The sequence below is a fragment of the Peterkaempfera podocarpi genome (assembly GCF_042466665.1).
GTDB lineage: Bacteria > Actinomycetota > Actinomycetes > Streptomycetales > Streptomycetaceae > Peterkaempfera > Peterkaempfera podocarpi.
In genome coordinates, this window is the sequence record NZ_CP162102.1 from 7,111,464 (window position 1) to 7,135,554 (window position 24,091).

A 24,091-nucleotide genomic window follows, 5' to 3' on the forward strand; every position below is an offset into this window, starting at 1 on the left:
GGAGGGTGGTGGGGCACGGAGTTGGAGTGTTTGCCGATACTTCGCCTGCACACTTCCATCGAAAGTATGAAAAACGGTCATCGAACCTCCGGATCGATGTCAAGCAGCACCGCACATGACGCTCGACATCGCCCGAAAACAGCCCCAAGATGTCACCAGCAGACCGGGCGCGCGCGACAGCGGGCGCGCCCCCGAAGGTGCCCGCCCGCCATCCTGCGCGCTCTGCCGCGCGCCCCGCCGCACGCCGCCGACCAGCGGCGACTCAGACGCCCTGCAGCCGCAGCTGTTCCGCGCTGCCGTGGATGCGCACCACCGCCTCCGCCGTACGCCGCACCGTGGCGGCGTCCATCTGCGTCCACAGCGGAACCGTGAGCACCGAGTCGGCCAACCGGTCGGTGCGCGGCAGCGCCTCCGACTGACCCAGCCCCGCGTAGGCCCGCTGCCGGTGCACCGGCGGATGGAAGTACCGCCGGGTGTCCACGCCCTCCGCCTTCAGCGCCCGGCCGAGCTCCAGCGCGGTGAGGCCGAAGCTGTCCGGGTCCAGGATCATGGTCAGGTCCTTGAAGGTGGAGATGTCGCCCTCGTCCGGCTGCGCCGTCCGCAGCCCGGGAATCCCCGCCACCACGGAGGTGAACTCCCCCGCCAGCGCACCCCGGTGGGCCACCCGCTCCTCCAGCCCGGCCAGCCAGGTGAGCGCCACGGCGGCGTGCAGCTCGCTCATCCGGGCGTTGAGGCCGGGGAAGAGGGTGTCGTAGTCGCCGGGGTTGCCGTAGTCGCGGGCGCAGCGCAGGGTCTCCGCCAGCGCCCCGTCACGGGTGGCGACCAGCCCGCCCTCGCCCGCGACCGCCACCTTGGTGGGGCTCATGGAGAAGACCTCGGCCAGCCCGAAGTTGCCCACCGGCACGCCGGCCCGGCGGCTGCCCAGGCCGTGTGCGGCGTCGTACACCAGCGGCACCCCGGCCGCGTCGGCCACCTCCTGGAGCCGCTCCACCCGGCAGGGCGTGCCGTAGACATGCGTGGCCATCAGGGCGGCCGGGGAGTCGGCGGCGGCCAGCCGGGCGGCCGCGTCCTCCGGGTCAAGGGTGACGTTCTCCTCCAGCGCCTCGGCGAAGAGCGGTACGCCGCCGGCCCAGTGCGCGGCATGGGCGGTCGCGGAGAAGGTGAAGCCGGGCATCACCACTGGCCGGCCCGCCCCCACCCCGGCGGCCTGGAGCACCAGCATCAGCCCGGCCGTGCAGTTGGAGACCGCCACCACATGCTCCACCTGGAGCAGCTTGGCCGCGGTCTCCTCCAGCTCCGCGACGGTCGGCCCATTGGTCAGCCGGCCGCTGTCCAGTACGGCGCCCAGACGCTGCAGCAGCGCCTCGCGGTCGGGCACCTGCACCACGGTGAGCGGCAGGCCCTGCGGGAAGGCGGGGGTGCCGCCGAGAGCGGCGGGTAGTGAGGCGGCCTGGTCTGCGGTCATCTGTCGATCCCCCTGAGGTGAGGCCGGTTCGGCCGGTTCGGCGATTGCGGTGGCACAGGACGGCGGGGCGCTCCCCCGCGGGCGCGTCCGCCGGGGAGGCGGTCCCCCGGACCCTCGGCGAGCGGCAGCGGACGGGGGCCCGGCGGCGGCGTGGTGACGGGCTCGGGTGGCCGCCCGGTCAGCCGGCGGCGGGCCGCGGCCGCGGTGGTGGAGGCGGGCGCGGCGGTGGGGACGGTGGCTCTGGGGATCACCAGCAGCACCAGCACCAGCGGCAGCACCTGCACCCGCTCACGGGAGAGGATGCCCATGTTGTTGATGCTGGAGAACGCCCAGCAGAAGAGCAGGGTGTAGACGACGGTGAACGCCATATAGGGACGGCGGACGAAGAGCCTGGGCACCTGCCGCAGCCGCGGCCAGGAACGCACAAAGACCACCAGCAGCGCGAAGCACTCCACCGACTGCACCAGGTTCTGCAGATTGGACGCCTCGAAGGGGAACGGCCGGAAGAGCACCGTCACCACCGCCATCGGCAGCCCCAGCGGGGACAGGCTGACCGTGGGCCCCGCGTCGTCGTCACTGACCCCGGCGGCGGACGCGTCGATCTGGGAGCCGCCCTGGGAGGTGCGGCGGGCGGTCTCCTGGAGCACCTGGTCCACCGAGCCGCCACCCGAGCCGCCGGTCCCGAAGAACGTGTTGACCTGCTGCAGCATCAGCATCACGCCGACCCCCAGCACCACCACGGTGAGGATGGTGCGCAGCGGTCCCAGGGCGCTGACCTCCCGCGGGCGGCGCCGCAGCACATAGCCGATCACCAGCCCCGCCCCGGCCAGCACCGTCACATGCGGCCGCACCATCGCGGTGCCCAGCGACCCCGCGATGATCCAGGCGAAGGCGCCCCGGCGCCGCTCCAGCAGCCGGGCTATCCCGTAGGCGGTGGCGCCCAGGCAGAGCATCATCCAGGCGTCCTTGCCGATGCTGGACGGCCAGAACAGCAGCGAGGGGAGGAAGAAGACCAGCTTGGCGTAGCGGCGCGACTCCGCCTCCGGGAAGGCGATCTGCACCGCCCGCCAGAACAGCAGCAGACCCCAGAAGCCCATCCAGGAGTAGACCAGGAAGCCGCCCAGCAGCGAGGGCCCGGTCAGCACATACACAACACCGGTGACGATGACCACGAAGCCGGTCCCGGCGACCTTCATCCCCAGGTCGTAGTGGAAGACGCCCTGTTCGAGCACGGCCGCCAGGGCGCGGCCTTTGGCGTCGTACATCTTGGCGTCGGCCTGGCCGCCGTACAGCACAAAGGCCATCAGATAGCGGGGGAAGGCACAGAGCAGCTTCAGGCTCAGCGCGGTCATCAGCAGCCGGAAGACGTCCGGCTCGGGATTGGCGGCCGCGATCCGGCTCAGCACCGGGGTGGACACCGCCATCAGCGCGGGCAGTACCAGCAGCGCACCCCAGGTGTCATAGGTGGTGTGCGCCATGCCCCAGACGAACATCGCCACATAGCCGGTCACCAGCAGCCCCGCGGTGAGGGACGCCCACGGCAGCTCCTGGGCCCGGCGGGCGGCCAGGGCGGCCGCTCCGGGCCCGGCCATCAGAAGACCTCCAGGTCGCCGAGGGCGAACCGCCAGGCGGCCGGGCCCGCGTCGCCGGCCGGCCCGGGGCCGCCGTCGGGGGCCCTGGTCACCAGGGTCATCCCGGTACGGGGGGCGGTGAGGTAGCCGCAGCGCAGCGCCACCGCGCCGGCCTCGCTGCCCGGGGAGAGATGCGTGGCGACATGGTCGCAGCCGCTCCGTGCGGCGGCCCTCAGCAGCCGCGCGGCGGTGGCCCGGTCCCCGGGGCGTACCAGCACATCGGCGAGGGTGAACTCGGTGAGCGGGCCGCGTCGGCGGGGCCGCCCGAAGGCCACCCCGGCCAGCTCGCCGCCCCGCTCGACGGTCAGCACCCGGTAGTCCAGACCCGGCGCGTCGCCGTAGCGCCAGCGCAGGAAGCCGGGGGAGCGGCGGGTGGCCAGCCGGGATCCGCGGGCGTCGGCCTCGGCCCGCTCCCGCAGCAGCTCGGCCAGCGGACCCCCGTCCTCGCCGCTGACGTCCTCGCCGTCGCCGCGCGGTCCGGGCAGTGCGGCGAACCAGTCCGCGGCGGTGGGCATCGGGCAGCGGGCCCCCGCGTCGCTCGGCGGCGCCGGGGCGGCGCGCCGGTCCAGCACGCCGCGGACCCCGCGGGCGAAGGCCGCGGGACGCACCGGGCGTACCGCGATCGGCACCCGGCCGCCCTGCTGCCAGCCCATCGCCAGATATCCCGGGAGGCTGCGGTCGTTGGGGGTGTTGAAGACCAGCTCGGTGTCGGCGGCGACCTCGGCCAGCAGACCCAGGGTGAGCCTGCGGAAGACGCCCCGGCCGCGGAAGCCGGGGTCGGTCGCGGTGTCGACCGGCCGTACCGCACGCACGGTGCGCCCGGCCGAGGTGTACTCCCAGCGCAGGAAGAGCCGCACCCCGGCGAGCCGGCCGTCCGCGGTCTCGGCGATCAGCCCGGGGCTGGCGCCGAACGGATTGGCCAGATGCTTCCAGCCGAAGAAGGCGGCGCTGCGCTCACCCGTCGGACCGCCTGCCAGTGAAGTGGTGAGCAGGTCGAGCACCCGGGGGACGTCCGCCTGCGCCCAGGGGCGGACCAGCAGTTCGTCGGCGGTGCCCGGGACCAGTGGAGGCCCGTCGGGTCCGTCGGGCCGGTCGCCGGGTGCGGTGCGACCGGACGCCGGGTCGGCGGGCGGCGCGGGCTCGGCGTAGACGGGTTCGCTGGGGACGGGTTCGGTGGGGACGGGTTCGGGGGTGGAGGCGGGAGTCACCGGCGTCCGTCCCCCAGCACCCGCTCGTACACGGCCTCCACGGCCCGCTGCGCCCCGGCCACATCGAACCGCCGTGACCGCTCCACCGCCGCGGCGCCCATCCGCGCGCGCAGCCCGGGGTCGGCCACCAGCCGGGCCAGCGCCCGGCAGAGCGCATCCGGATCGCCGGGTGGCACCAGCAGCCCCTGCGCCCCGTCGTCCAGGACCTCGGGCATCCCGCCGACCCGGGTCACCACGGCCGGCAGCCCACTGGTCATCGCCTCCATCAGGGCCACCGGCAGCCCTTCCTGACGGGAGCTCAGGGTGAAGACGTCCAGTGCGGGCAGCAGCGCGGGGACATCGGACCGCGACCCGGCGAAGACCACCGCGTCCGTACCGAGCCCCAGGGCCGCCGCCAGGCTGCGCAGCGGTGCCTCCAGCGGTCCGGAGCCGATCAGCACCAGTATCGCCGAGGGGTGGGCGTGCCGAAGTCGGGCGTGTGCCTCCAGCAGGGTGCGCTGGTCCTTCTTGGCCGTCAGATTGCCGACGGTGCCGACCACCACGGCATCGGCCGGCAGGCCCAGCAGCTCCCGTGCGGCGGCCCGCGCCTGCGGGCCGCTGGGCGCTCCGGAGAGGTCGGGGCCGTGGTGCACCACGGTCAGCCAGCCGCCCGGACCGCGCCGGGTGACGGTGTCCGCCACCGCCTGGGAGACCGCGATCACCGCGTCATTGCGCCGGTAGGTGGCCGCGTTGGCCCAGCGGGTGGCGGTCCGGTACCGCTCCCACATGTTGTGCTCGGTGTGCACCAGCCGCACCCCGCGCAGCCCCGGGCCGCGCACCAGCAGCCGGGCCGCCACGGCGGGCACCGGCATATGGGTGTGGATCAGTGCGTACCCCCGCTCAACGGCCAGCCGCCGAAGCCGCAGCGGCCAGCGCGGGTCCGCGCGGCCCGGGGTGCCGGGGGTGCCGCCCAGGCAGTGCACCCGGGCACCGGCCGCCTCCAGGGCCGGCACCAGCGCGTCCTTCCACGGCAGCACATAGGCGACGTCGACCTCGAAGCGGTCCTGGTCGAGCCGCCGGGCGCAGTTGACCAGCAGCTGCTCGGCGCCGCCCCGGCCCAGGCCCTTGGCGAGCCAGAGCACCCGGGTGCGGCCGTCGCGGGGACGGGCCGGCGGTGGTGCGCAGTCGGGGTCGGCGGTCGGTTCGGTCGCGGCGGCGTCCGTCACCGGTCCTCCCCCTCGGCGCGGCGGACCGGCGCGGCGCCGTCGGCGAACCCGGCGTCCGCGGGGTGCTCCGGCGGGCCGCCCTCACGGCCGCGGGCCCAGCTGGGGGCGGGCCGCTCCGGCTCCCGGACGCCGCCCTCACCGGCGGCCGGACGGGTCAGCCCCCTGGGCTGGGCGCCCCGGCCCAGCGGGGTGACGGCCGCACCGGACGCGGACGACTCCGAGCGGCGCAGCCCCAGCCGGGGCAGTCCGCCGGAGGGCGAGCTGGAGGCGGTCAGCGCGACCCCGGCCACCGGCACCCCGGTGCGGGCCAGCAGTTCGCTCACCCGGGCCGCCTGCTCGGGCGTCACATTGCCGCTGCGGGCCGTCACCAGCACCGCGTCGGCGTGCTGCACCAGGTCGTAGGCGTCGTTGGCGTGCAGCAGCGGGGAGGTGTCCATCAGCACCAGGTCGGCATGGCGCCTGGCCCGCTGGAGCACCTCGCCGGCCCGCATCACCAGGGCGGCGGGGTAGGCGTTGGTGTTGCCGACGCCGATCAGGGTGACCCCCTGGACATTGGTGGGCCGGATGACGTCCTCGATGCCGAGGGGTCGGGTGCCGGCCAGCAGTTCGGCCATGCCGGGACCGCTTCCGCTGCCCAGGTGCTCATGGGTCTGCGGATGCCGGAAGTCGCAGTCCAGCACCAGGACCGAGCGGCCGGTCTCGGCCAGGGCCGCCGCCAGGTTGGCCACCGTGGTGGTCTTGCCGTCACCGCTGCGGCCCGACATCACCATGACCACCGGCGCGGGGTGGGCGAGCCGGCGGGAGGCCCGCGCGGCCGAGGCCGGGCCGCCGTCCTCCTCGCCGTCCTTGACGTGGAGCGCCAGCGACGACGGACCGGTGAGCAGCAGTGTGGAGCGCAGCGAGCGGTACGCCTCGGCGGCGGGCGCGGACGGCCTGGCGGTCACCACCGGTTCGCGCAGCCGGCGCAGCCGCCGGGAGAGCACCGGGATCTCGCCGATCACCGGCAGCCCGAAGGCCTCCTCGGCGGCATTGCGGTTGCGCACCCTGCTGTCCAGCCGGTCCAGCATCAGTGCGGCGACCACGCCCAGCGCCACCCCCAGCAGCACCGCCAGAGCGAGGCGCAGCGGGCGGCTGCTGGGCGCGGTGAGGATGTTGGAGGCGGCCGGGTTGCTGTCGATCGAGCCCCACTGGCGCACCGCGTCGGTGCGGGCTGCGTTCTGCAGGTTGGAGATGTCGGTGAGGGTCTGGGTGACCGCCGCCTTGGCGGCGTCGATCTGCGGCTGGAGCTTGAGCCGGGTGGCGTGGGTGGCGGTGGAGAAGTCGGTGTTCAGCGAGTCCAGCTGGCGCTGCTGGACGGTGGCCTGCTGCTGGAGGGCCAGGATGGAGTCCTGGGCGTTGCGCTGCGCCTCCCGGCCGTAGCCGGAGATGGTGGCGGTGGCGAAGGCGCTGGCCACGTCGGAGCAGGCCTTCTGGGTGGGACCGTGCGCGGTGAACTGCAGCATCTGCGGGCTGACCACGGACACCTCACGGCGGGTCAGCAGGGCCTGGACGTCGGTGATGCCGAGCTTTCTGGCGGCTGCCTCGGCGACGTCCGAACCGGTGGCGAAGGACATCACCTGGTCGATCTTGACGGTGTCGCCGGAGCCCGCGGCCGGCACGATACTGACCTTGCACTCCCACTTGCCGTTGTCCACGGTCGTGCCGGTCGGGGTGAGCAGCCAGCCGATGACGAGCGCGGCCAGTGCGCAGCCGGCCAGCAGCCGCCAGTGCCGCCGCAGGACGGTGAGATGGTTTGCCGGTTCCACCGGTGGAGTTCCCCTCGCGATCGTGTGCTGGTGCTGCCGGGACCGGCCGCCTCGCGGACGCTCCCTGCGGTGCCGGCGCAGCCGTCTTCGCGGGCCGTCGCAAGCCCGCACGGTGCGTACGGCGATGGCGGGGCACGGATACGGCGGCCGTCCCCCTCCCCAGGGGAGCGGCCGTGCCTCGCTGCTGGTCGGTCAGGCCGGTATCGCCATGGCTGGCCTGGACGGGGCCGGCTGCGGACGCATGCCGCAGGGCCGGCCGCCGTCGGCGGTCGCGGGACTACTCGGACGGTTGTGCACCTGTTACCCCCCTGAACGGCCGGAAGACCTGCATCCCCACCCCCGTGAGCTTCCGGCTTCACCTGCGATGTTTGCCCCAGTCGCCGCCCGGCGCAACCACTTTGGCAATTCCCGGCCCGCGGCCCCCCGCGGTCAGGCCCGGGCCCGCCCGGCGAGCGCCCGCTCGTAGAAGTCCACAGTGCGGCCGGTCACATGCTGCAGGGTGAAGAACGCCAGGAACCGCGCCCTGGCCGCCGCCACCCGCTGCCGGGCCGCCTCGGTGTCGCCCAGCGCACCGGTGAGCGCGTCGGCCAGCGCACCGGGCCGCTCGGGCGGCACCAGCGTCGCGTACTCCTCGGACCCCACGGTCTCCCGCAGCGCGGGCACATCCGAGCAGACCAGCGGCACCCCCACGCCCATGGCCTCCATGGCCGCGCTGCCCAGCCCCTCCCAGCGGGACGGGGCGGTGAAGACATCGCTCGCCGCCATCAGGTCGAAGACATCGGTGCGGGCGCCCAGGAACCGGACGCTCTCCGACCCGTCGCGGTCGGCGGCCGCGGCGAGGGCGCGCAGCCGCTCGGTCTCCGCACCCGGGCCGCCGGCCAGCAGCAGCATCGCCTCCGGGACCGCCCGGCGCACCCGCGGCCAGGCCTCCAGCAGGACGTCCAGACCCTTCTGGTACTGCTGCCGGGCCGCCGCCAGCACCAGCGGAGCCTCCTGCGGCACACCCAGAGCCGCGCGGACCTTGGCCCGGCGCTCCGGGGTGACCGTCCCCAGCACCTCGGGGTCGCGGCCGCGCGGTATCACCTCGATCCGGTCGGCGGAGATCCGCAGCCGCCGGGACATCGCCCCGGCCACATGCCGGGTGAGCGCATGGAAGCGCCGGGTGCCCTGCGCGGTGACCCCGTCGACGGCCTGGGCGGCGCGCACCTTCCACGGACTCAGTCCGCGGGCGTGCACATGCTCCGGCCCGTACGAGGAGTTGACCAGGCTGGAGACCACCGGCACCCGGGCGGCCAGCGCGGCGGTGCGCCCCAGCACATCGGACTCGTAGAGGGTGGTGTGCACCAGGTCGGGGCGGCGGTCGCGGAGCAGCTCGTACAGTCCGCGCACCCGCGCGGCACGATGAGGCCGGTGCACTCCGAAGAGGGTGGCACCGGCGGCGGTCAGTTCGGGCTGGAAGCCCTCGGAGTCGACCAGATAGGCGATGTCCAACTGCACACCGCTGCGGACCAGATGGGGCGCCATACTGGCCAGCCCCTGCTCCGCGCCGCCGACTCTCTCCAGGCTGTCGATCACATAGAGCACATGCATGTATCCGGTCTCCCCCCTCGTGCGACACGCCCCGGCCCTGGCGGCCGGACACCGGCGTGAGCGCCGACACAGCATCCCAGGGAGGATCAGGCGTCCGCTGGCGAATACCAGTGCGGATACGTAAAGACTGTCTCCCGGGAGGCAAAGATCCGGTCGATTCCGAGCGCCGCACACCGGAAAACGGTCACTTTCAATGACGCGCAGTCGACCACCGCCCGGAACCGGCCGTACCACCGCCGTGACTGTGCCAGGGTTTGACACCATGTCGGACACCGCGTCAGCCCACCGCCCCCGCGTGCTCCACCTGGTCACCGACGCCCGTCGGCGCGGCGCCCAGAACCTCGCCCGCGACCTGCACGGCGAACTGCTGGCCCGGGGCTGGGACAGCCGTCTCGCCGCGCTCCAGCCGCACCCCGACGCCCCCTCCGGCGACCCGCTCCCGGTGCTCGGCGCCACCCGCTTCCACCCCGCCACCCTGCGCTCCCTGCGCCGCACGGCCGCGACCGCCGACGTGGTGGTCGCCCATGGCTCCAGCACCCTGCCGGCCTGCGCCGCCGCCCTGCTGGGCAGCCGCACCCCCTTCATCTATGTCAGTATCGGCGACCCCCGCCACTGGACCGCCGACCGCTCCCGGCGGCTGCGCGTCGGCGCCATGCTGCGCCGCGCCGCGGCCGTCGCCGCGCTCACCGACGGCGCCCGCAAGGTGCTGCTGGAGCGCTTCCGGCTGCGCCCGGAACGGGTCCGCACCATACCCAACGGCCGCCCCGCCGACCGCTATCCACCCGCCGCCGACCCGGCGCAGCGCAGCGCCGCCCGCAGCGCCCTCGGCCTGCCGGCCGAGGTCGCCCTGGTCGCGGCGGTCGGCGCACTGGCCCCCGAGAAGCGCCTCGACCTCGCCGTCGAGGCCGTCACCAGAACCCCGGGCGCCCATCTGGCGGTGGCCGGCGAAGGACCGCTGCGCAGCGCCCTGACCGAGCACGCCGACACCCTGGCACCGGGCCGGGTGCACTTCCTCGGCGGACTGCCCGACCCGGCGCCGCTCTACCAGGCCGCCGACGCGCTGCTGCTCAGCAGCGACAGCGAAGGGGTCCCGGGCGTCCTCATCGAGGCCGCCCTCGCCGCGCTGCCCAGCGTCGCCACCGATGTGGGCTGGGTGCGCGAGGTGGTCCTGGACGGCGTCACCGGCGTCCTGGCCCCACCGGGCGACGCCCAGGCACTCGCCGACGGCCTCGGCAAGGTGCTCGGCGGCGACCGCGCGGCCCTGGGTGCCGAGGCCCGGCGCCGCGCCCTGGACCGCTTCGAGCTGGGCGTCGTCGTGGACGCCTGGCAGCAGCTGCTCGCCGAGGTCGCCGCCGTCCGGTAGCGGCCCGCCCACGGGGGCGGACGGTGACCGCAGGACCGGGCCCGGGCACCCGAACCGGACCCGGCACGGCGGCGGTGGACGGCCACGGGGGAGTGCGGCCGGTGCCGTCCGGCGAAACGGGGGGGTCACCCACCGTCAAAGCCACTGCCACACGGCGCGATTGTCAGTACGATCCCCGCAAGGTGCAGGCGAGGAGAGGGGCGCGGTGGTGTCCAAGACACCGGCGGCGTCGGGAGCGGCGTCGCCCGACCGCACCGGACAGGGCGCATCCGCCGCGGTCCGCGGCCGCGGACCGCAGCTGTTCGAGCGGGAACGTGAACTGGCCGCGGTCCGCGAGGCGGTGGACCGGATCTGCGACGGGCCCGACGGCGACGGCCGGGGAATCGGCGGCCTGCTGCTCTTCAGCGGCGCGGCCGGGCTGGGCAAGACCACCCTGCTCGCCGAGGCACGCCGGGCCGCGACCGCCCGCGACTGCACCGTGCTCTTCGCGCGCGGCAGCGAGCAGGAGCACACCGTCCCCTTCCATGTGGTGCGGCAGCTGCTTCAGCCCGTCCTCGCCTCCCGCACCGAGGCCGAGTGCCGGGAGCTGTTCGGCGGCTGGTACGAGATCGCCGGACCCGCGGTCGGCCTCTTCGCCCGGGGCGACGGCGCGCTGCCCGACCCCCAGGGCGTCCGCGACGGCCTGGACTGGGTCGTCACCAGACTGGCCGTCCACCAGCCGCCGGTCGTCCTGGTGCTGGACGACGCCCACTGGGCCGACCTGGAGTCCCTGGCCTGGCTCGCGGCGTTCGCCGTCCGCATCCAGGAGCTGCCCGTCCTGGTGGTGCTGGGTTACCGCCCCGGTGAACTGCCCGTGGAGGCCGAGACCTTCCGCGAGCTGGTCACCGGCCGCACCGCCCGGCCCATCGGACTGAGCGCGCTGAGCCCGGACGCGGTCGGCGGCCTGGTACGGGCCACCCTCGGCGAGGCCGCCGACGAGTCCTTCTGCCGTGAGTGCTGGGCGGTCACCGGTGGCAACCCCTATGAGACCGTGGAGCTGATCGCCAGGGTCCAGGACCGCGGCGTCGAACCGGTCGGCGAGGCCGCCCCGCTGCTGCGCGAACTCGCCGCCACCGCCCGCGGCACCGGACTGGTCCGCCGCCTGGAGCGCCTGGGCCCGGGCGCCGTACGGCTCGCCTGGGCCGCGGCCGTCCTCGGCACGGCCATCGAGCCCGGCCTCGTCGCCACCGTCGGCGGCCTCGGCCCCGCGGAGGCCGCCGACGCCGTGGACCGGCTGCGTGCCGCACGCATCCTCACCGGCACGGCCGCCCTGGAGTTCGTCCATCCGCTGATCGCCACCGCGGTCTACCACGCCATCCCCCCGGCGGTGCGCACCGCGCTGCACGGCCAGGCCGCCTGGGCCGTCGACGACGCCGGGCTCGGCATCACCGCCGCCGCCCGCCATCTGCTGGAGACCCACCCCGACGGCGACTACGCCACCGTGGACCGGCTGCGCGCCGCCGCCCGGGAGAATCTGCGGGCCGGTGCCCCCGAAGCGGCCCGCCGCTGCCTGGAACGCGCCCTGCGGGAGCCGCCGGCCCCCGCCGACCGCGCCGTGGTCCGCTATGAACTCGGCTGCTCCGCCCTGCTCACCGCACCCGCCCTCACCGTCAACCATCTGCACGCCGCCCTCGCCGAGCCGGACCTCGACCCCCAGCTGCGCGAGGACATCGCCTTCCGCCTCGCGCAGGCGCTCGCCCACAGCGACCGGCTCCAGGAGGCCGCGGAGGTGGTCGGCGAGGAGTCGGGCCGCACCGAGTCCCGCCGCGGCCGGCTGCGGCTGCAGGCCGCGCACTTCCTCTGGCAGGTCTTCGACACCGCTGAGAGCGAGGGCCCGGTGCGTTCCCGCCGGCTCGCCCGGCTGGCCGAGCATCTGGCCGGCCGTACCGAGGGCGAACGCGCCGTGCTCTGCCTGCGGGCCTGGGACGCCACCCTGCGGGGCGAGCCGGCGCCGGTCGCCGTGGCCGCCGCCGACCGCGCCCTCGCCCTGGCAGCCGCGGAGCCGGTGGGCGGCGAGCCCCAGCAGACCCCGGCGCCCGCCGCGCAGCCGGGCCGGCCGCTGAGCTACACCGACGCCGACTGGGGCTTCGAACTGCCCAGCGTCGCCGCGCTCTCCTTCATGTACGCCGACCAGCCGGACCGGGCGGAGGAGATGTTCGCCGCCGCCATCGCCGAGTGCGAGCAGGCCGGATGGAGCGGAGCGCATCTCTCCTTCGGCTTCACCCTGCTGGGCCTGGTGCGCTTCCGCCGCGGCCGGCTCGGCGAGGCGGAGGAGTTCGCCCGCGAGGGGGTGCGGCTGGCCGACCGGGTGGGCCGCCGGGTGCCCGCCCAGTGGTACGCGGTCGGGCTGCTCATCGATGTGCTGCTCTCCCGCGGCCGGCTCGAGGAGGCCAAGCAGGTCGCCCGGGACCATGAGTTCGGCCCGCCGTTCCCCTGCGCCGTGGTCTTCCCCGACCCGCAGACGGTGCTCGGCCGGCTGCTGCTCGCCGACGGCCGGCACCCGGCCGCCGCCGCCGAACTCACCGAGGTCGGGCGGCGTATGGAGGCCAAGGGCGTCCTCAATCCCACCTGGTGCCCCTGGGCCGGGCACTTGGCCCTGGCCCTCGCCGACGACGACCCGGACGCCGCCCGCCGGCTGGCGGAGCAGACCCTGGAGCGGGCCCGCCGTCAGGGCACGGCCACCGCCGTGGGGCAGGCGCTGCGCACCTGCGCGGCGCTGGCGACCGACCCCGCCGAGGCGGTGGCGCTGCTGCAGGAGGCGGTGGAGCACCTGGAACGCTCACCCGACGCCCATGAGTTCGCCCAGGCGCTGGTGGACCTCGGGGCGGCGCTGCGCCGCAGCGGCAGTGCCGCCGAGGCGGCGGAGCCGCTGTACCGGGGGGCGGACCTGGCCGTGGGCTGCGGGGCGGACGGTCTGGTGGAGCGCGCGCTGGCCGAGCTGGCCGCCGCGGGGCTGCGGCCGCGCCTGCTGCGTACCGTCGACTGATCCGCGGCCTGCGGCCCGCGGCCTGCGGCCCGCGGCTTGCGGCCTGCGGCCTGCGGCCGGAGGTCCGTGGCTGCGCTGACGTCCGGAGCCGGTGCGGGGGGCAGTTCGGGCCACCGGGCCTATCCGGCCAGGGTGTTGATCACGTTCACCGAATCACCTCCGGTCGGCCACATTCTGTGCCAGAGTTGGGCAGACCCGGTCCCGGTACGGGACCGCTGGGGGGACGGAAAGGCGGAGGTCCGTGGGGGGACGCAACGCACAGGTGGCCGAGGTGCGCGCCGGGGGAGGCGCCGCCGTGGCGGAGGGGCCGCCGCTCGGCATGGTGTTCAAACGCCGGCTGCGGCCGGCGCAGGTGGCCAGGGAACTCTGGGGGGCCCGTGAGCTGGTAAGGGCGCTGGCCGAGCGGGATCTGAGGGCCCGTTACAAGCAGGCGGTGCTGGGCTTCGCCTGGGCGGTGCTGACCCCGTTGGCGCTGTGCGCCATCTTCACCCTGGTCTTCCACCGGGCAGTGAAGATCGACACCGGCACGGCGCCCTATGCGCTCTTCGCCTATGTCGGCCTGATCGTCTGGCAGTTCTTCAGCAACACCATGAACCAGGGCGCGCTGAGCCTCGCCAACAACCTCAGCCTGCTCAACAAGGTCTACTGCCCCCGCGAGGTCTTCCCGCTGGCCACCATGCTGGTCGCCACCGTGGACATGCTGATCGGCATCGGGGTGCTCGGGGTGCTCTTCCTGGCCTTCTGGACGGTCCCCGCGGCCACCGCCGCCTGGGCGCTGCCGCTGCTGCTGATCCAGTTCACCTTCACCTACGGCGTGGCGCTGGTGCTCTCCATCGCGGTGGTCTATCTGCGGGACGTCCGGCATCTGCTGCCGATCATCACCCAGATGGGGGTCTTCGCCACCCCGGTCGCCTATCCGCTGTCCCAGATCCCGCAGCGGCTCCAGGAGATCTATGTGGCCTTCAACCCGCTGGGCGCCGTCATCGAGGGATATCGCGGGGCGCTGCTCTACGGCGACGTGCCGGACACCCGGCTGACCCTGATCGCCGCCGCCAGCTCACTGGTCTACCTGGTGGGCGGCTACCTCCTCTTCAAGAAGCTCGAGACGGGGATCGCCGATGTCGCGTGAGCTGCCCGACGGGACCATCCGCACCGAGCACGTCTGGAAGCGGTTCAAGGCGGACCAGCAGCGGATGCTGCTCCGCGACAAGGTCGAGGCCGTCACCCGCAGGCTGCGCGGCCGGCGCGGCGAGGACTGGCGCTGGGCGCTGCGCGACATCAATCTGCACATCGAGCCGGGCGAGGCCGTCGGCCTGATCGGCTCCAACGGCTCCGGCAAGTCCACCCTGCTGAAGATGCTGACCCGGGTGATGTACCCGTACGCGGGCGACATCGACGTCCGGGGCCGGATCGGCGCCCTGATCGAGATCAGGGCCGGTATACACCCCGATCTGACGGGCCGGGAGAACATCTACCTCTTCGGTGCACTGCTCGGCCTGAAGCGCCGTGAGGTCGCCGGGCGCTTCGACGACATCGTGGAGTTCGCCCGGCTGAACGACGCCATCGACCGCCAGGTGAAGTTCTACTCCTCCGGGATGCAGATGCGGCTCGGCTTCGCCGTGGCCGCCTACCTGGAGCCGCATGTGCTGCTGGTCGACGAGGTGCTGGCGGTCGGCGACGCCGTCTTCCAGCAGCGCTGCCTGGACCGGATGCGTGAGGTGCTGGACCAGGGCACCACCCTGGTCTTCGTCTCCCACGACCTGCCCGCGGTGGAGTCCATCTGCACCCGCGGCATCTGGCTCGACCGGGGCACCGTCCGGGTCGACGCCGGCATCCGGGACGCCATGGCCGGCTACCGCGACTCCATCGAGGCCCAGTCGGAGGCCGGCGCCCGCACCGGCGAGCCGCTGCAACTGCTCAAGCACGAAATCCGCGGCAGCGGCCGGGACAATCTGCTCACCGACGAACCCATGGTGGTCGACCTCTTCCTCGGCGGCGACTACCGGGGCGACGCCACCCTGCACCTCGGGGTGAGCGAGGGCACCGCCAGCCCGATCTTCCAGATCAGCCATGAGATCCGGCTGGACGGCGCGGACCGCAAGGTCAGCTGCACCATCCCGCGTCTGCCGCTGCCCCGCGGCCGCTACACCCTGTGGGCCGGTGTCTACTCCATCGGCCGCACCGACGGCGGCACCCTGATGAGCTGGCACTCCGCCGGGCAGTTCGACGTCTTCGGCCCGATGCTGGACACCCCGCCGCGCGCCGTCGTGCTCGCCGCCCCGGTCTTCGTCCCGCACCACTGGGGGGACTGACATGAGATCAGGTGACGTGGAGGGCATCCGGATCCTCGTCCACCTCAACAACCTCGCCCTCGGCGGCGCCCAGATCAACGCCGTCGACATCGCCCGCACCCTGCGCGACCGCGGACACCACCCGGTGCTCTTCGCCCGTGGCGTCGACGGCCCGGCACCGCTGGTGGACAAGGCCGCGGCGCAGGGCCTGCCGCTGGTGGTGGCCGGCGGACCCGGGACACCGCGCGGCGCCGTACGGGCCCGGCTGGGCAGACTCGCCCGTGAGCACCGCAGCCAGGTGCTGCACGCCTGGGAGGTGCCCGCCGCCCGCAACGCCTACTTCGGCCCCGGCCGCTACGGACGCCTCCCCGTGGTCACCACCTTCTACGGCATCAGGATGCTCCGCGGTATGCCCCGGCACCAGCCGCTGGTGCTCGGCCTGGGGGCGCTGCTGTCCGAGGGCCGCGCCTTCGGCCACCGCGACCTCCATCTGATCGAGCCCCCGGTCGACACCGGCACCGACGCCCCCGGTGCCGTGGACGGTGCGGAGTTCCGTGCCGCCCACGGCATCGGCCCCGATGAACGGCTGCTGGTGATCGTCACCCGTCTGGTCCCCGACCTGGGCAAGGACGCCGGGGCCGAACTCACCGTGCAGGCCGTGCGGGCGCTCGCCGACCCGGGTGTCCGCCTCGCCGTGGTCGGCGAAGGGCCCAGCCGGGACCGGCTGCGGGCCGCCGCGGCGGCGGCCAACGCAGAGCTCGGCCGGGAGGCGGTGCTGGTCCCCGGGCAGATGCCCGACCCGCGCACCGCCTATGCCGCCGCCGACGTGGTCCTCGGGATGGGCAGCTCGGCGCTGCGTGGACTGGCCTTCGGCAAACCGCTGATCGTGCACGGAGCCGGCGGCTACACCGCGGTCCACGAGCCCGGACCGGCGGTGGAGGAGCACGCCTCACGCTGCATGTACGGCTATGGCACCGGCGAGCGCTCCCCGGCGGCGCTCGCCGGACAGATCCGCGGACTGCTGGACGACCCCGGGCGCCGCGCCCGGCTCTCCGCCTGGGGCCGCACCTGGGTGGTGGGCCGCTTCTCGCTGGACAGCGTCGCCACCGCCTTCGAGCAGCTCTACCGCGCCGCGCTGGCAGCCCCTCCCGGACTGGCCGGCTGGCTCCGCGACGCCGAGCAGATGGTCCGCTACGACTACCTCAAACCGACCGGCCGCCGTCTGCTGAAGCAGCAGCACTGACCCGGCCCTGAGCTCCCGGCCCCGGGCGGCACTCCGCCCGGGGCGTGGCGTCCGCCGGCCGCGACGGGCTGTCAGTCGGGCGCCGGATAGGTGCGGCCCTTCCAGGCGGCGCCCCGGCCCTGCCAGTGCTGGACCGCGGAGTCGACCGTCATCAGCAGATAGAGCGCGGCTGTGTACGGCAGCAGCAGCGCCGCCGCCAACGGCTGCCCGTAGTAGCGGAGCATGGGCGCATACGTCCCCGCCATCAGCGCCCACGCGGCCGCCCCCAGACCCGTCACCACCGGGGCACCGCCCACCAGCCCCGCCACGGTCGCCACCGGCGGCACCAGGTAGACCAGCGCCAGACCCAGCACCGTCCCGGCCAGCAGCAGCACCGAGTGCCGCAACTGCGCAAAGGCACTGCGGGAGACCATCCGCCACAGCTGGGAGAGCTCCGGGTACGGCCGCACGCTGTCGACCTGCTCGGCCAGCCCCAGCCAGATCCGCCCTCCGGAACGCTTCACCGCCCGGGCCAGCGACACATCGTCGATCACCGCGCCCCGGATCACCTCGACCCCGCCGGCCCGCTCCAGTGCCTCACGCCGTACCAGTGAGCAGCCGCCGGCCGCCGCCGCGGTGCGGCCGCGCGCCCGGTTGGACCAGCGGAACGGGTACAGCTGCGCGAAGAAGTAGACGAACGCGGGCACGATCAGCCGCTCCCAGCCGGTGCGCACCCGCAGCCGGGCCATCTGGGACACCATGTCCAGACCGGCGGCCTCCGCGGCGGCGACCAGCCGGGCCAGCGAGTCCGGCCCATGGGCGATGTCGGCATCGGTGAGCAGCAGATACTCGGGCTCCCCGGCCTGCTCCACACCGTGCCGCACCGCCCAGAGCTTGCCGGTCCAGCCCGCCGGGGGCTCCCCCGGGGTGGTGACGGTCAGCGGCAGCCCGCCGGCCGCGCCGAGCTTCGCGGCCAGTTCCCCGGTGCCGTCCGTGGAGCCGTCGTCCACCAGCACCACCCGGGCCTCGCCCGGGTACTGCTGTGCCAGCAGGCTCGGCAGGCTCAGCGGCAGCACCTCGGCCTCGTCGCGGGCCGGGACCACCACCGCGACCGAAGGCCAGCGGTCAGGGGCGTCCCCGCCCGGCGGCAGCCGGACATCGGTCCGCCAGAAGAAGCCGTGGCACAGGGTCAGCCACACCCAGGCCGCCAGGGATACCGCGGAGATCCACCCGAGCACCGTCACGCCCCGCAGTCTGCCGCACCGGGCGTCCTGCCGGGGCCCCCGCCGACGCGGTCACCGCTCGCCGGGCGGCCCGAGTACCGGTTTCACATCGACGATCGGCGTGCCGTCCAGCGCCTCGAGGTTGCGTACCCGCACCCGGGTGCCGTCGATCGACACGATCTCCACCCGGTGCAGCCCGACCGGGTTGGGACGGTCGGGCGAGCGGGTGCAGAAGACGCCGGTCTCCCTGCGGGCCGCGTCGCCGCGCGGCCGGACGGTCAGCACATCGCGCCGTGCCCGGTCGAGCCAGGTCAGCAGCAGCACCTCGGACCCGGCCCGCAGCCCGTGCAGGCCCTGGGCCACCTCGGGCTCGAAGACCAGCCAGGCCTCGGGGGAGCCCTCGTCGCCCTGCCGGGGTGCGGAGGCCCGGTCCACCAGCGGGGACTCCACCCGCCCGATCGGCTGCACCCGGTACGGGCTGCCGTCCATGCTGCCTCCCCTGGGGCTCCGGCCGTGTCGCCAGCCTAGGGCACCTCATCGCTCCCGGGGGCGGGACATCGTCTAAGGTCGATGAACGTGAAGATCGCACTGATGGACTCCGGTATCGGCCTGCTCGCCGCCGCGGCCGCCCTGCGGCGGCTGCGCCCCGACGCCGACCTGGTGCTCTCCTCCGATCCCGCCAGCATGCCGTGGGGTCCCCGCACGCCCGAGGAGGTCAGCGGGCTCGCCCTGGACTGCGCCCGGGCCGCCGCCGCCCACCGACCCGACGCGCTGATCGTCGCCTGCAACACCGCCTCGGTGCACGGCCTGGAGGCGCTGCGCGCCGAGCTCGAACCCGGTCTGCCCGTCATCGGCACCGTGCCGGCGATCAAGCCGGCCTCGGCCGCCGGCGACGCGGTGGCGATCTGGGCGACCCCCGCCACCACGGGGAGTCCCTATCAGCGCGGCCTGATCCGCGACTTCGCCGACGGGGCCGAGGTCACCGAGGTGGCCTGCCCCGGGCTCGCGGACGCCGTGGAGCGCGCCGACGAGCGGGCCATCTCCGCGGCGGTGGCCGACGCCGCGGCCCGCACCCCGGCGGGGATCAGCGCCCTGGTCCTGGGCTGCACCCACTACGAGCTGGTCGCCGAGCGGATCAGGGCCGCCGTCGCCGGCTCCGCCCACCCGGGCCTGACGCTCTTCGGCTCGGCCGACGCCGTCGCGGCGCAGGCCCTGCGCCGGGTCGCCGCCGCCGCGCCCGAGCGTGCCGCGGCGCTGGGGGGCGGCACCCTGCGGGTGCTCCTCGGCGGCCGGGAGAGCGAGCTGCCCCCGGAGGCGCTGCACTTCGCCGAGGGCCGGGCGATCGCCGGGGCCGCCGTCACGCACTGAGGGGCACACATCCCGGGCTGCGCGCCGGGGCCACCGGGCGCAGCCTGGTCAGATGAGCCCCGCAGGCGCCGCCGTGCTCCTCCCGTCCCTGCGGCCGATGCTGGCCGTCGCGGGCACCCTGCCTGCCCGGCAGGACGACTGGGCGTACGAGGTGAAGTGGGACGGCATGCGGGTGCTCGCCGGTCTGCCCGGCAACGGGACGGTCCGGCTGCAGTCCCGCAGCGGACGCGACGTCACCGCGCAGTACCCCGAGCTGGCCGTGCTGCCGCAGGCACTGCCGGCCGGCGCGGACGCGATCCTGGACGCGGAGATCGTCTCGCTCGGCCCCGACGGCAGGCCCTCCTTCGGCCGGCTCCAGGAGCGGATGAGCCTCCAGCGTCCGGCGGAGGTGCGCCGGGCCGCGGCGGCCGCGCCGGTGACCGCCATGGTCTTCGATGTGCTGTGGCTGCGTGGCGGGCAGGTCACCGCACTGCCGTACACCGCCCGCCGGGACCTGCTGGCCGGACTCGGCATCGGCCATCCCCGTGCGGCCGTCCCGGCCAACTGGGTGGGTACCGGCACCCTGGCCTTCGAGTGGACCCGCTCGGCCGGGCTGGAAGGGCTGATCGCCAAGCGGCTGGACTCGCGCTACCGTCCCGGGGCCCGGTCCCGGGACTGGATCAAGATCAAGCATCTGCGTACCGCCGATGTCGTCATCGGCGGCTGGATGCCGGAGGGGCCCGAAGCGGAGGTCTGCCGGGCGTTGCTGATCGGCGTGCCCGACCCCGCCGGACTGCGCTACGCCGGCCGGGTCGGCACCGGCTTCACCGAACGCGACCGGCGCACCCTGGCCGGGCTGCTGCGGCCGCTCGCCGGGCCGACACCGCCGTTCACGGCGAATCTGGAGGCGCTCCGCGAGGAGGCGGGGCGGGGGGTGCGGTGGGTCCGTCCGGTGCTCCGGGGGGAGGTCGAGTATCTGGAGCGGACCACCGGCGGGCGGCTTCGGCAACCGGTCTGGCGGGGGCTGCGCGGCGATGCGGCGGACCGCGCGCCCTACTGAGCGCCGCCGCGGGCGGTCGGGCACGGTCGAGGGGCAGGGTCCAGGGGCTCGGCGGCCGGGAGGATCAGGACGCCGGAGGCAGGGGCCGGGCGCGGCCGGGATCGGCGAGGGCGGCGAAGAGGTCACCGTCCCGTTCGATGCGGGCCAGCACCTGCCCGGGGGTGAAGGAGAGGTCCTCCGCACGGGTGCAGCCGGCCACCTCGTCCCAGCCGACGGGCGCCGAGACGGCAGGGGTGCGTCCGGCCCGCAGGGTGTAGGCCGCCGCGGTGGTCTTGGCGCTGGCGTTCTGGCTCCAGTCGACGAACACCTTGCCCTGTCGCAGCTGCCGCGCCATCCGGTGCAGCACCAGGTCGGGCCGGTCGGCCTCCAGGCGCTGCGCCAGTGCCCTGGCGTAGTCGGAGACCAGCCGCCCGGGTGCCGGTGCGATCGGTGCGTACAGGTGCAGGCCCTTGGAGCCGCTGGTCTTCACCCAGCACTCCAGCCCGTCCTCGGCCAGTGCGGAGCGGACCAGGCAGGCGACCCGGCAGCACTCCGGCAGGCCCACGCCCGGCCCGGGGTCGAGGTCCACCACCAGGCGGTCATGGGCGTTCCGTCCGCCGTCCACGGTCCACTGGGGGACGTGCACTTCCAGTGCCGCCAGGTTCGCCAGCGCCATCAGCGTCGCCATGTCGTCCACCAGCACCTGGCGGCGGGTGCCCTCCTTGCCGTGGATCTCCGCGGTGGGCGCCCACTCCGGCAGCCCCGGGGGCGGGTGCTTGATGTGGAAGAGCTCGCCCTCGACACCGTCTGGGAACCGCACGAACGACGCGGGGCGGCGGCACACCTGCGGCAGCAGTGCGGGGGCCACCAGGGCGTAGTAGTGCAGCGCCTCGCCCTTGGTGAAGCCGGTCGCCGGCCAGAGGACCTTCTCCAGGTTGCCGAGAGCCAGTCGGCGGCCGTCGACTGTCGTGGCGATCCGGTCCGGCATACCGTGAAAATCCCCCAGAAGGGACAGAACCATGCGCAGTACCTGGAAAGGTGCCATCACCTTCGGTCTGGTGAGCATCCCCGTGCAGCTCTTCCCTGCCACCGAGGAGCACGGTGTCAGCCTCCATCAGGTCCATGCCGAGGACGGTGGCCGAATCCGTGTGAAGCGGTACTGCGAGAAGGAGAACCGTGAGGTCCCCTACGCGGAGATCGCCAAGGCCTATGAGTCCCCGGACGGCCGCACCGCGGTGCTCACCGACGACGACCTCTCCGATCTGCCGCTGCCCAGTAAGAAGATCATCGACGTGCTGGCCTTTGTGGACGCCTCCGAGGTGGACCCGCTGCTGCTCGCCAAGCCGTACTACCTGCAGACCGCCGGCCCCGCCGCCGCCAAGCCCTATGTGCTGCTGCGCGAGGCGCTCAGCGGCAGCGGCCGGGCCGCGGTCACCAAGATCACACTCCGTACCCGGGAGAGCCTGGCGCTGCTGCGGGTCCGCGGTGAGCTGCTGGTGCTGCAGACCATGCTCTGGCCCGACGAGGTCCGCCCGGCGGCCGGGCTGGAGCCGCAGGGAAAGGTCGACGTACGGCCGCAGGAGCTGAAGATGGCCACCTCGCTGATGGACACCCTCAGCGAGGACTTCGACCTCCAGGCCCTGCACGACGACTACCAGCAGGCCCTGGACTCACTGGTCGCGGCCAAACTCGAGGGGGTGGAGCCGCCGAGCGGCGAGGAGGCCGAGGCGATGGCCCCGGACAATGTCATCGATCTGATGTCCGCCCTCTCCGCCAGCGTCGAGGCCGCCGAGCGCAGCCGGGCCGGCGGGTCCGCCGCGGCCCGGGCGGAGAAGGATCCGGGCACGCCGGCCCGTAAGCAGCCCGCCCGCAAGGGCGCGGCCAAGGGCGAGGCGTCCGCCGGCAGCGGCGGGAAGACCGCAGCCAAGAAGACGGCCGCCAAGAAGACCGCCACACGCAAACGGGCCAGCGCCTGAGCCGGGAGGAACCCGCCCGTGGACCCGGTCGAGGCGCTGAACCGGATCGCCTTCCTGCTGGAGCGCGACCAGGCCGCAACCCATCGGGTGAAGGCGTTCCGCACCGCTGCCACGACGATCGCCGCCCTTCCCGGGGACGAGGTGGAGGGGCGGCGGCGCGCCGGGACCCTCACCGCCCTCCCCGGCATCGGCCCCAGGACGGCCGCCGTGGTCGAGCAGGCACTGCAGGGCGCCACCCCGGACTACCTCGACGACCTGGAGCAGCACGCCCGCCGGCCGCTCACCGAGGGCGGGCAGCGGCTCAGGGAGGCGCTGCGCGGCGACTGTCATCTGCACTCGGACTGGTCGGACGGCGGCAGCCCGATCCCGCTGATGGCCGAGACCGCCCGCGCGCTGGGCCACCAGTGGGCGGTCCTCACCGACCACTCGCCGAGACTCACCGTCGCCCGCGGCCTCAGCCCCGACCGGCTGCGCGAGCAGCTGCGGGTCGTGGCAGAGCTCAATGCGACGCTGGCCCCCTTCCGGCTGCTCACCGGTATCGAGTGCGACATCCTCGACGACGGAGCGCTCGACCAGGAGCCCGAACTGCTGGCGCAGTTGGACCTCGTGGTCGCCTCGGTCCACTCCAAGCTGCGGATGGACGCACCGGCGATGACCCGCCGGATGGTCGCGGCCGTCCGCAATCCCCGGGTGGACATCCTCGGCCACTGCACCGGGCGGCTGGTCACCGGCCGGGGGCGGCCGGAGTCGCAGTTCGACGCGGAGGAGGTCTTCGCGGCCTGCGCCGAGAGCGGCACCGCGGTGGAGATCAACTCCCGGCCGGATCGCCGGGATCCGCCGCGCCGGCTGATCCGCGCGGCCCTGGATGCGGGGGCACTCTTCGCGGTCGACACCGACGCGCACGCCCCGGGCCAGCTCGACTGGCAGCTCTATGGATGCGCCCGGGCCGAGGCGTGCGGGGTGCCGCCCTCCCGTATCGTCAACACCCTCACGGTGGACCGGCTGCTCGCCTGGAGCCGTGAGCGCCGCTCCTGATCAGCCCGGCCCCTCTTCGGCCTCGACGCCCGCCGCATAGGCCAGCAGCTGCTCGGGGGACCAGTCCAGCCGGCCCTCGCGCAGATCCGTCAGCACCGAGCGGATCCACCGCAGTTCGGCCGAGGCCACAGCGTGCAGATACTCGTCCTCCAGGCTGGTGATCCTCGGCAGCCCGCTCTGCCGGTGCATCTGCTGGGCGGCCTCGGCCGAGGCCAGGGAGCGCTCCAGGGCGTCCGCCCGCCGGCCGAGCGCCTCGGCGATCTCCTCCGGTGCGAGCAGCATCAGATAGGAGAGGGCGGCGGGGAACTCCGGGTACTCCTGCCGGGGCGTGCTCAGCATCTCCAGCATCCAGGCATGCGCCGTCTCCCGGCCGGCCGCGGTGAGCTCATAGACGGTGCGCTCCGGGTAGAGCTGGTCCCTCCCGGTCTCCCGCACCGCGATCAGCCCGGCCGAGTGCAGCCGCTCGATGGTCCGGTACAGGCTCGCCCGCTGGCTGACATTGACCACCTGGTCCTTGCCCCACTGCTTGATCAGCCGCTGGATCCCGTAGGGGTGCAGCGGCCGGTAGATCAGCAGGCAGAGCACGGTCAGCGCCAGAGGGGAGCTGCGGGGCGGCGAGGTCATGTCCTTATGCTAGACGCAGGACGACTAGTTGACCTGAGACTA

19 protein-coding genes are annotated in these 24,091 nt (G+C 74.4%); 9 read left to right on the plus strand and 10 right to left on the minus strand.

What is annotated here, in order from left to right; all coding sequences use genetic code 11:
- Window positions 1–262: 262 nt before the first annotated feature.
- The 6 genes from AB0761_RS31270 to AB0761_RS31295 form a co-directional block, all read right to left on the minus strand.
- Window positions 263–1,465, minus strand: a complete 1,203-nt coding sequence (locus tag AB0761_RS31270; protein ID WP_377272532.1) for a DegT/DnrJ/EryC1/StrS family aminotransferase — start codon at window positions 1,463–1,465, stop codon at window positions 263–265.
- Complete coding sequence (locus AB0761_RS31275) at window positions 1,462–3,057, minus strand: hypothetical protein (RefSeq protein ID WP_377272533.1); 1,596 nt, start codon at window positions 3,055–3,057, stop codon at window positions 1,462–1,464. The genes AB0761_RS31270 and AB0761_RS31275 overlap by 4 nt, the downstream gene beginning before the upstream one ends.
- On the minus strand, window positions 3,057–4,304 hold the full coding sequence (locus tag AB0761_RS31280) for a GNAT family N-acetyltransferase (RefSeq protein ID WP_377272534.1): 1,248 nt from the start codon (window positions 4,302–4,304) through the stop codon (window positions 3,057–3,059). Before AB0761_RS31280 ends, AB0761_RS31275 begins: the two co-directional genes overlap by 1 nt.
- Window positions 4,301–5,509 carry a glycosyltransferase gene (locus tag AB0761_RS31285; protein ID WP_377272535.1) on the minus strand — a complete coding sequence of 403 codons (1,209 nt, stop codon included), beginning with the start codon at window positions 5,507–5,509 and terminating at the stop codon, window positions 4,301–4,303. Before AB0761_RS31285 ends, AB0761_RS31280 begins: the two co-directional genes overlap by 4 nt.
- Window positions 5,506–7,314, minus strand: a complete 1,809-nt coding sequence (locus AB0761_RS31290) for a tyrosine-protein kinase family protein (protein WP_377272536.1) — start codon at window positions 7,312–7,314, stop codon at window positions 5,506–5,508. The genes AB0761_RS31285 and AB0761_RS31290 overlap by 4 nt, the downstream gene beginning before the upstream one ends.
- 429 nt (window positions 7,315–7,743) lie before the next feature.
- The gene (locus AB0761_RS31295) at window positions 7,744–8,904 is read right to left on the minus strand and encodes a glycosyltransferase family 4 protein (protein ID WP_377272537.1); all 1,161 of its coding nucleotides are present in this window, start codon (window positions 8,902–8,904) and stop codon (window positions 7,744–7,746) included.
- Window positions 8,905–9,166: 262 nt separating this feature from the next.
- On the opposite strand from AB0761_RS31295, the gene AB0761_RS31300 reads away from it, so the two are divergent.
- The 5 genes from AB0761_RS31300 (at window position 9,167) to AB0761_RS31320 (ending at window position 16,826) form a co-directional block, all read left to right on the plus strand.
- Window positions 9,167–10,267: a glycosyltransferase family 4 protein gene (locus AB0761_RS31300; protein WP_377272538.1), complete on the plus strand. Its 1,101-nt coding sequence runs from the start codon at window positions 9,167–9,169 to the stop codon at window positions 10,265–10,267.
- Between the two features lie 208 nt (window positions 10,268–10,475).
- A complete protein-coding gene (locus tag AB0761_RS31305; protein WP_377272539.1) occupies window positions 10,476–13,292 on the plus strand; it encodes an ATP-binding protein in 2,817 nt (938 codons plus the stop codon).
- A 241-nt stretch (window positions 13,293–13,533) separates the two neighbouring features.
- Complete coding sequence (locus AB0761_RS31310; protein ID WP_377272540.1) at window positions 13,534–14,421, plus strand: ABC transporter permease; 888 nt, start codon at window positions 13,534–13,536, stop codon at window positions 14,419–14,421.
- Entirely contained in the window at window positions 14,411–15,604 is a 1,194-nt protein-coding gene (locus AB0761_RS31315; RefSeq protein WP_377272541.1) for an ABC transporter ATP-binding protein, read from the plus strand. Before AB0761_RS31310 ends, AB0761_RS31315 begins: the two co-directional genes overlap by 11 nt.
- 1 nt (window position 15,605) lies before the next feature.
- Window positions 15,606–16,826 (plus strand): glycosyltransferase, encoded by a 1,221-nt coding sequence (locus tag AB0761_RS31320; RefSeq protein ID WP_377272542.1) that lies wholly within the window; start codon window positions 15,606–15,608, stop codon window positions 16,824–16,826.
- A gap of 71 nt (window positions 16,827–16,897) precedes the next feature.
- On the opposite strand, the gene AB0761_RS31325 is transcribed toward AB0761_RS31320, so the two are convergent.
- Complete coding sequence (locus tag AB0761_RS31325; RefSeq protein ID WP_377272543.1) at window positions 16,898–18,049, minus strand: glycosyltransferase; 1,152 nt, start codon at window positions 18,047–18,049, stop codon at window positions 16,898–16,900.
- Window positions 18,050–18,100: 51 nt separating this feature from the next.
- A complete protein-coding gene (tsaA, locus tag AB0761_RS31330; protein WP_377272544.1) occupies window positions 18,101–18,517 on the minus strand; it encodes a tRNA (N6-threonylcarbamoyladenosine(37)-N6)-methyltransferase TrmO in 417 nt (138 codons plus the stop codon).
- An 87-nt stretch (window positions 18,518–18,604) separates the two neighbouring features.
- Here tsaA and AB0761_RS31335 point away from each other — a divergent pair, with 87 nt between their 5' ends.
- Window positions 18,605–19,396, plus strand: a complete 792-nt coding sequence (locus tag AB0761_RS31335; RefSeq protein ID WP_377272545.1) for a glutamate racemase — start codon at window positions 18,605–18,607, stop codon at window positions 19,394–19,396.
- A gap of 52 nt (window positions 19,397–19,448) precedes the next feature.
- Complete coding sequence (gene ligD, locus AB0761_RS31340; RefSeq protein WP_377272546.1) at window positions 19,449–20,435, plus strand: non-homologous end-joining DNA ligase; 987 nt, start codon at window positions 19,449–19,451, stop codon at window positions 20,433–20,435.
- 64 nt (window positions 20,436–20,499) lie between these two features.
- Here the strand turns inward: ligD (AB0761_RS31340) and ligD (AB0761_RS31345) are convergent, their stop codons facing one another.
- On the minus strand, window positions 20,500–21,435 hold the full coding sequence (gene ligD / locus AB0761_RS31345; protein ID WP_377272548.1) for a non-homologous end-joining DNA ligase: 936 nt from the start codon (window positions 21,433–21,435) through the stop codon (window positions 20,500–20,502).
- Between ligD (AB0761_RS31345) and AB0761_RS31350 the strand changes: the two genes are divergently transcribed.
- Window positions 21,434–22,390, plus strand: coding sequence for a Ku protein (locus AB0761_RS31350; RefSeq protein WP_377272549.1), 957 nt, complete (start codon window positions 21,434–21,436; stop codon window positions 22,388–22,390). The two genes, ligD (AB0761_RS31345) and AB0761_RS31350, sit on opposite strands and share 2 nt — an antisense overlap.
- 18 nt (window positions 22,391–22,408) lie before the next feature.
- A complete protein-coding gene (locus AB0761_RS31355; RefSeq protein WP_377272550.1) occupies window positions 22,409–23,425 on the plus strand; it encodes a PHP domain-containing protein in 1,017 nt (338 codons plus the stop codon).
- Here AB0761_RS31355 and AB0761_RS31360 read toward each other — a convergent pair whose 3' ends face one another.
- On the minus strand, window positions 23,426–24,049 hold the full coding sequence (locus AB0761_RS31360; RefSeq protein WP_377272551.1) for a PadR family transcriptional regulator: 624 nt from the start codon (window positions 24,047–24,049) through the stop codon (window positions 23,426–23,428). It lies immediately after the preceding gene.
- Window positions 24,050–24,091 lie beyond the last annotated feature (42 nt).

Coding starts and splice junctions, on each gene's coding strand:
- AB0761_RS31270 (WP_377272532.1), bottom strand. CDS start 1,465: ATGACCGCAGACCAGGCCGCCTCACTACCCGCCGCTCTCGGCGGCACC.
- AB0761_RS31275 (WP_377272533.1), bottom strand. CDS start 3,057: ATGGCCGGGCCCGGAGCGGCCGCCCTGGCCGCCCGCCGGGCCCAGGAG.
- AB0761_RS31295 (WP_377272537.1), bottom strand. CDS start 8,904: ATGCATGTGCTCTATGTGATCGACAGCCTGGAGAGAGTCGGCGGCGCG.
- AB0761_RS31300 (WP_377272538.1), top strand. CDS start 9,167: ATGTCGGACACCGCGTCAGCCCACCGCCCCCGCGTGCTCCACCTGGTC.
- AB0761_RS31315 (WP_377272541.1), top strand. CDS start 14,411: ATGTCGCGTGAGCTGCCCGACGGGACCATCCGCACCGAGCACGTCTGG.
- AB0761_RS31320 (WP_377272542.1), top strand. CDS start 15,606: ATGAGATCAGGTGACGTGGAGGGCATCCGGATCCTCGTCCACCTCAAC.
- tsaA (WP_377272544.1), bottom strand. CDS start 18,517: ATGGACGGCAGCCCGTACCGGGTGCAGCCGATCGGGCGGGTGGAGTCC.
- ligD (WP_377272546.1), top strand. CDS start 19,449: ATGAGCCCCGCAGGCGCCGCCGTGCTCCTCCCGTCCCTGCGGCCGATG.
- AB0761_RS31350 (WP_377272549.1), top strand. CDS start 21,434: ATGCGCAGTACCTGGAAAGGTGCCATCACCTTCGGTCTGGTGAGCATC.
- ligD (WP_377272548.1), bottom strand. CDS start 21,435: ATGGTTCTGTCCCTTCTGGGGGATTTTCACGGTATGCCGGACCGGATC.
- AB0761_RS31360 (WP_377272551.1), bottom strand. CDS start 24,049: ATGACCTCGCCGCCCCGCAGCTCCCCTCTGGCGCTGACCGTGCTCTGC.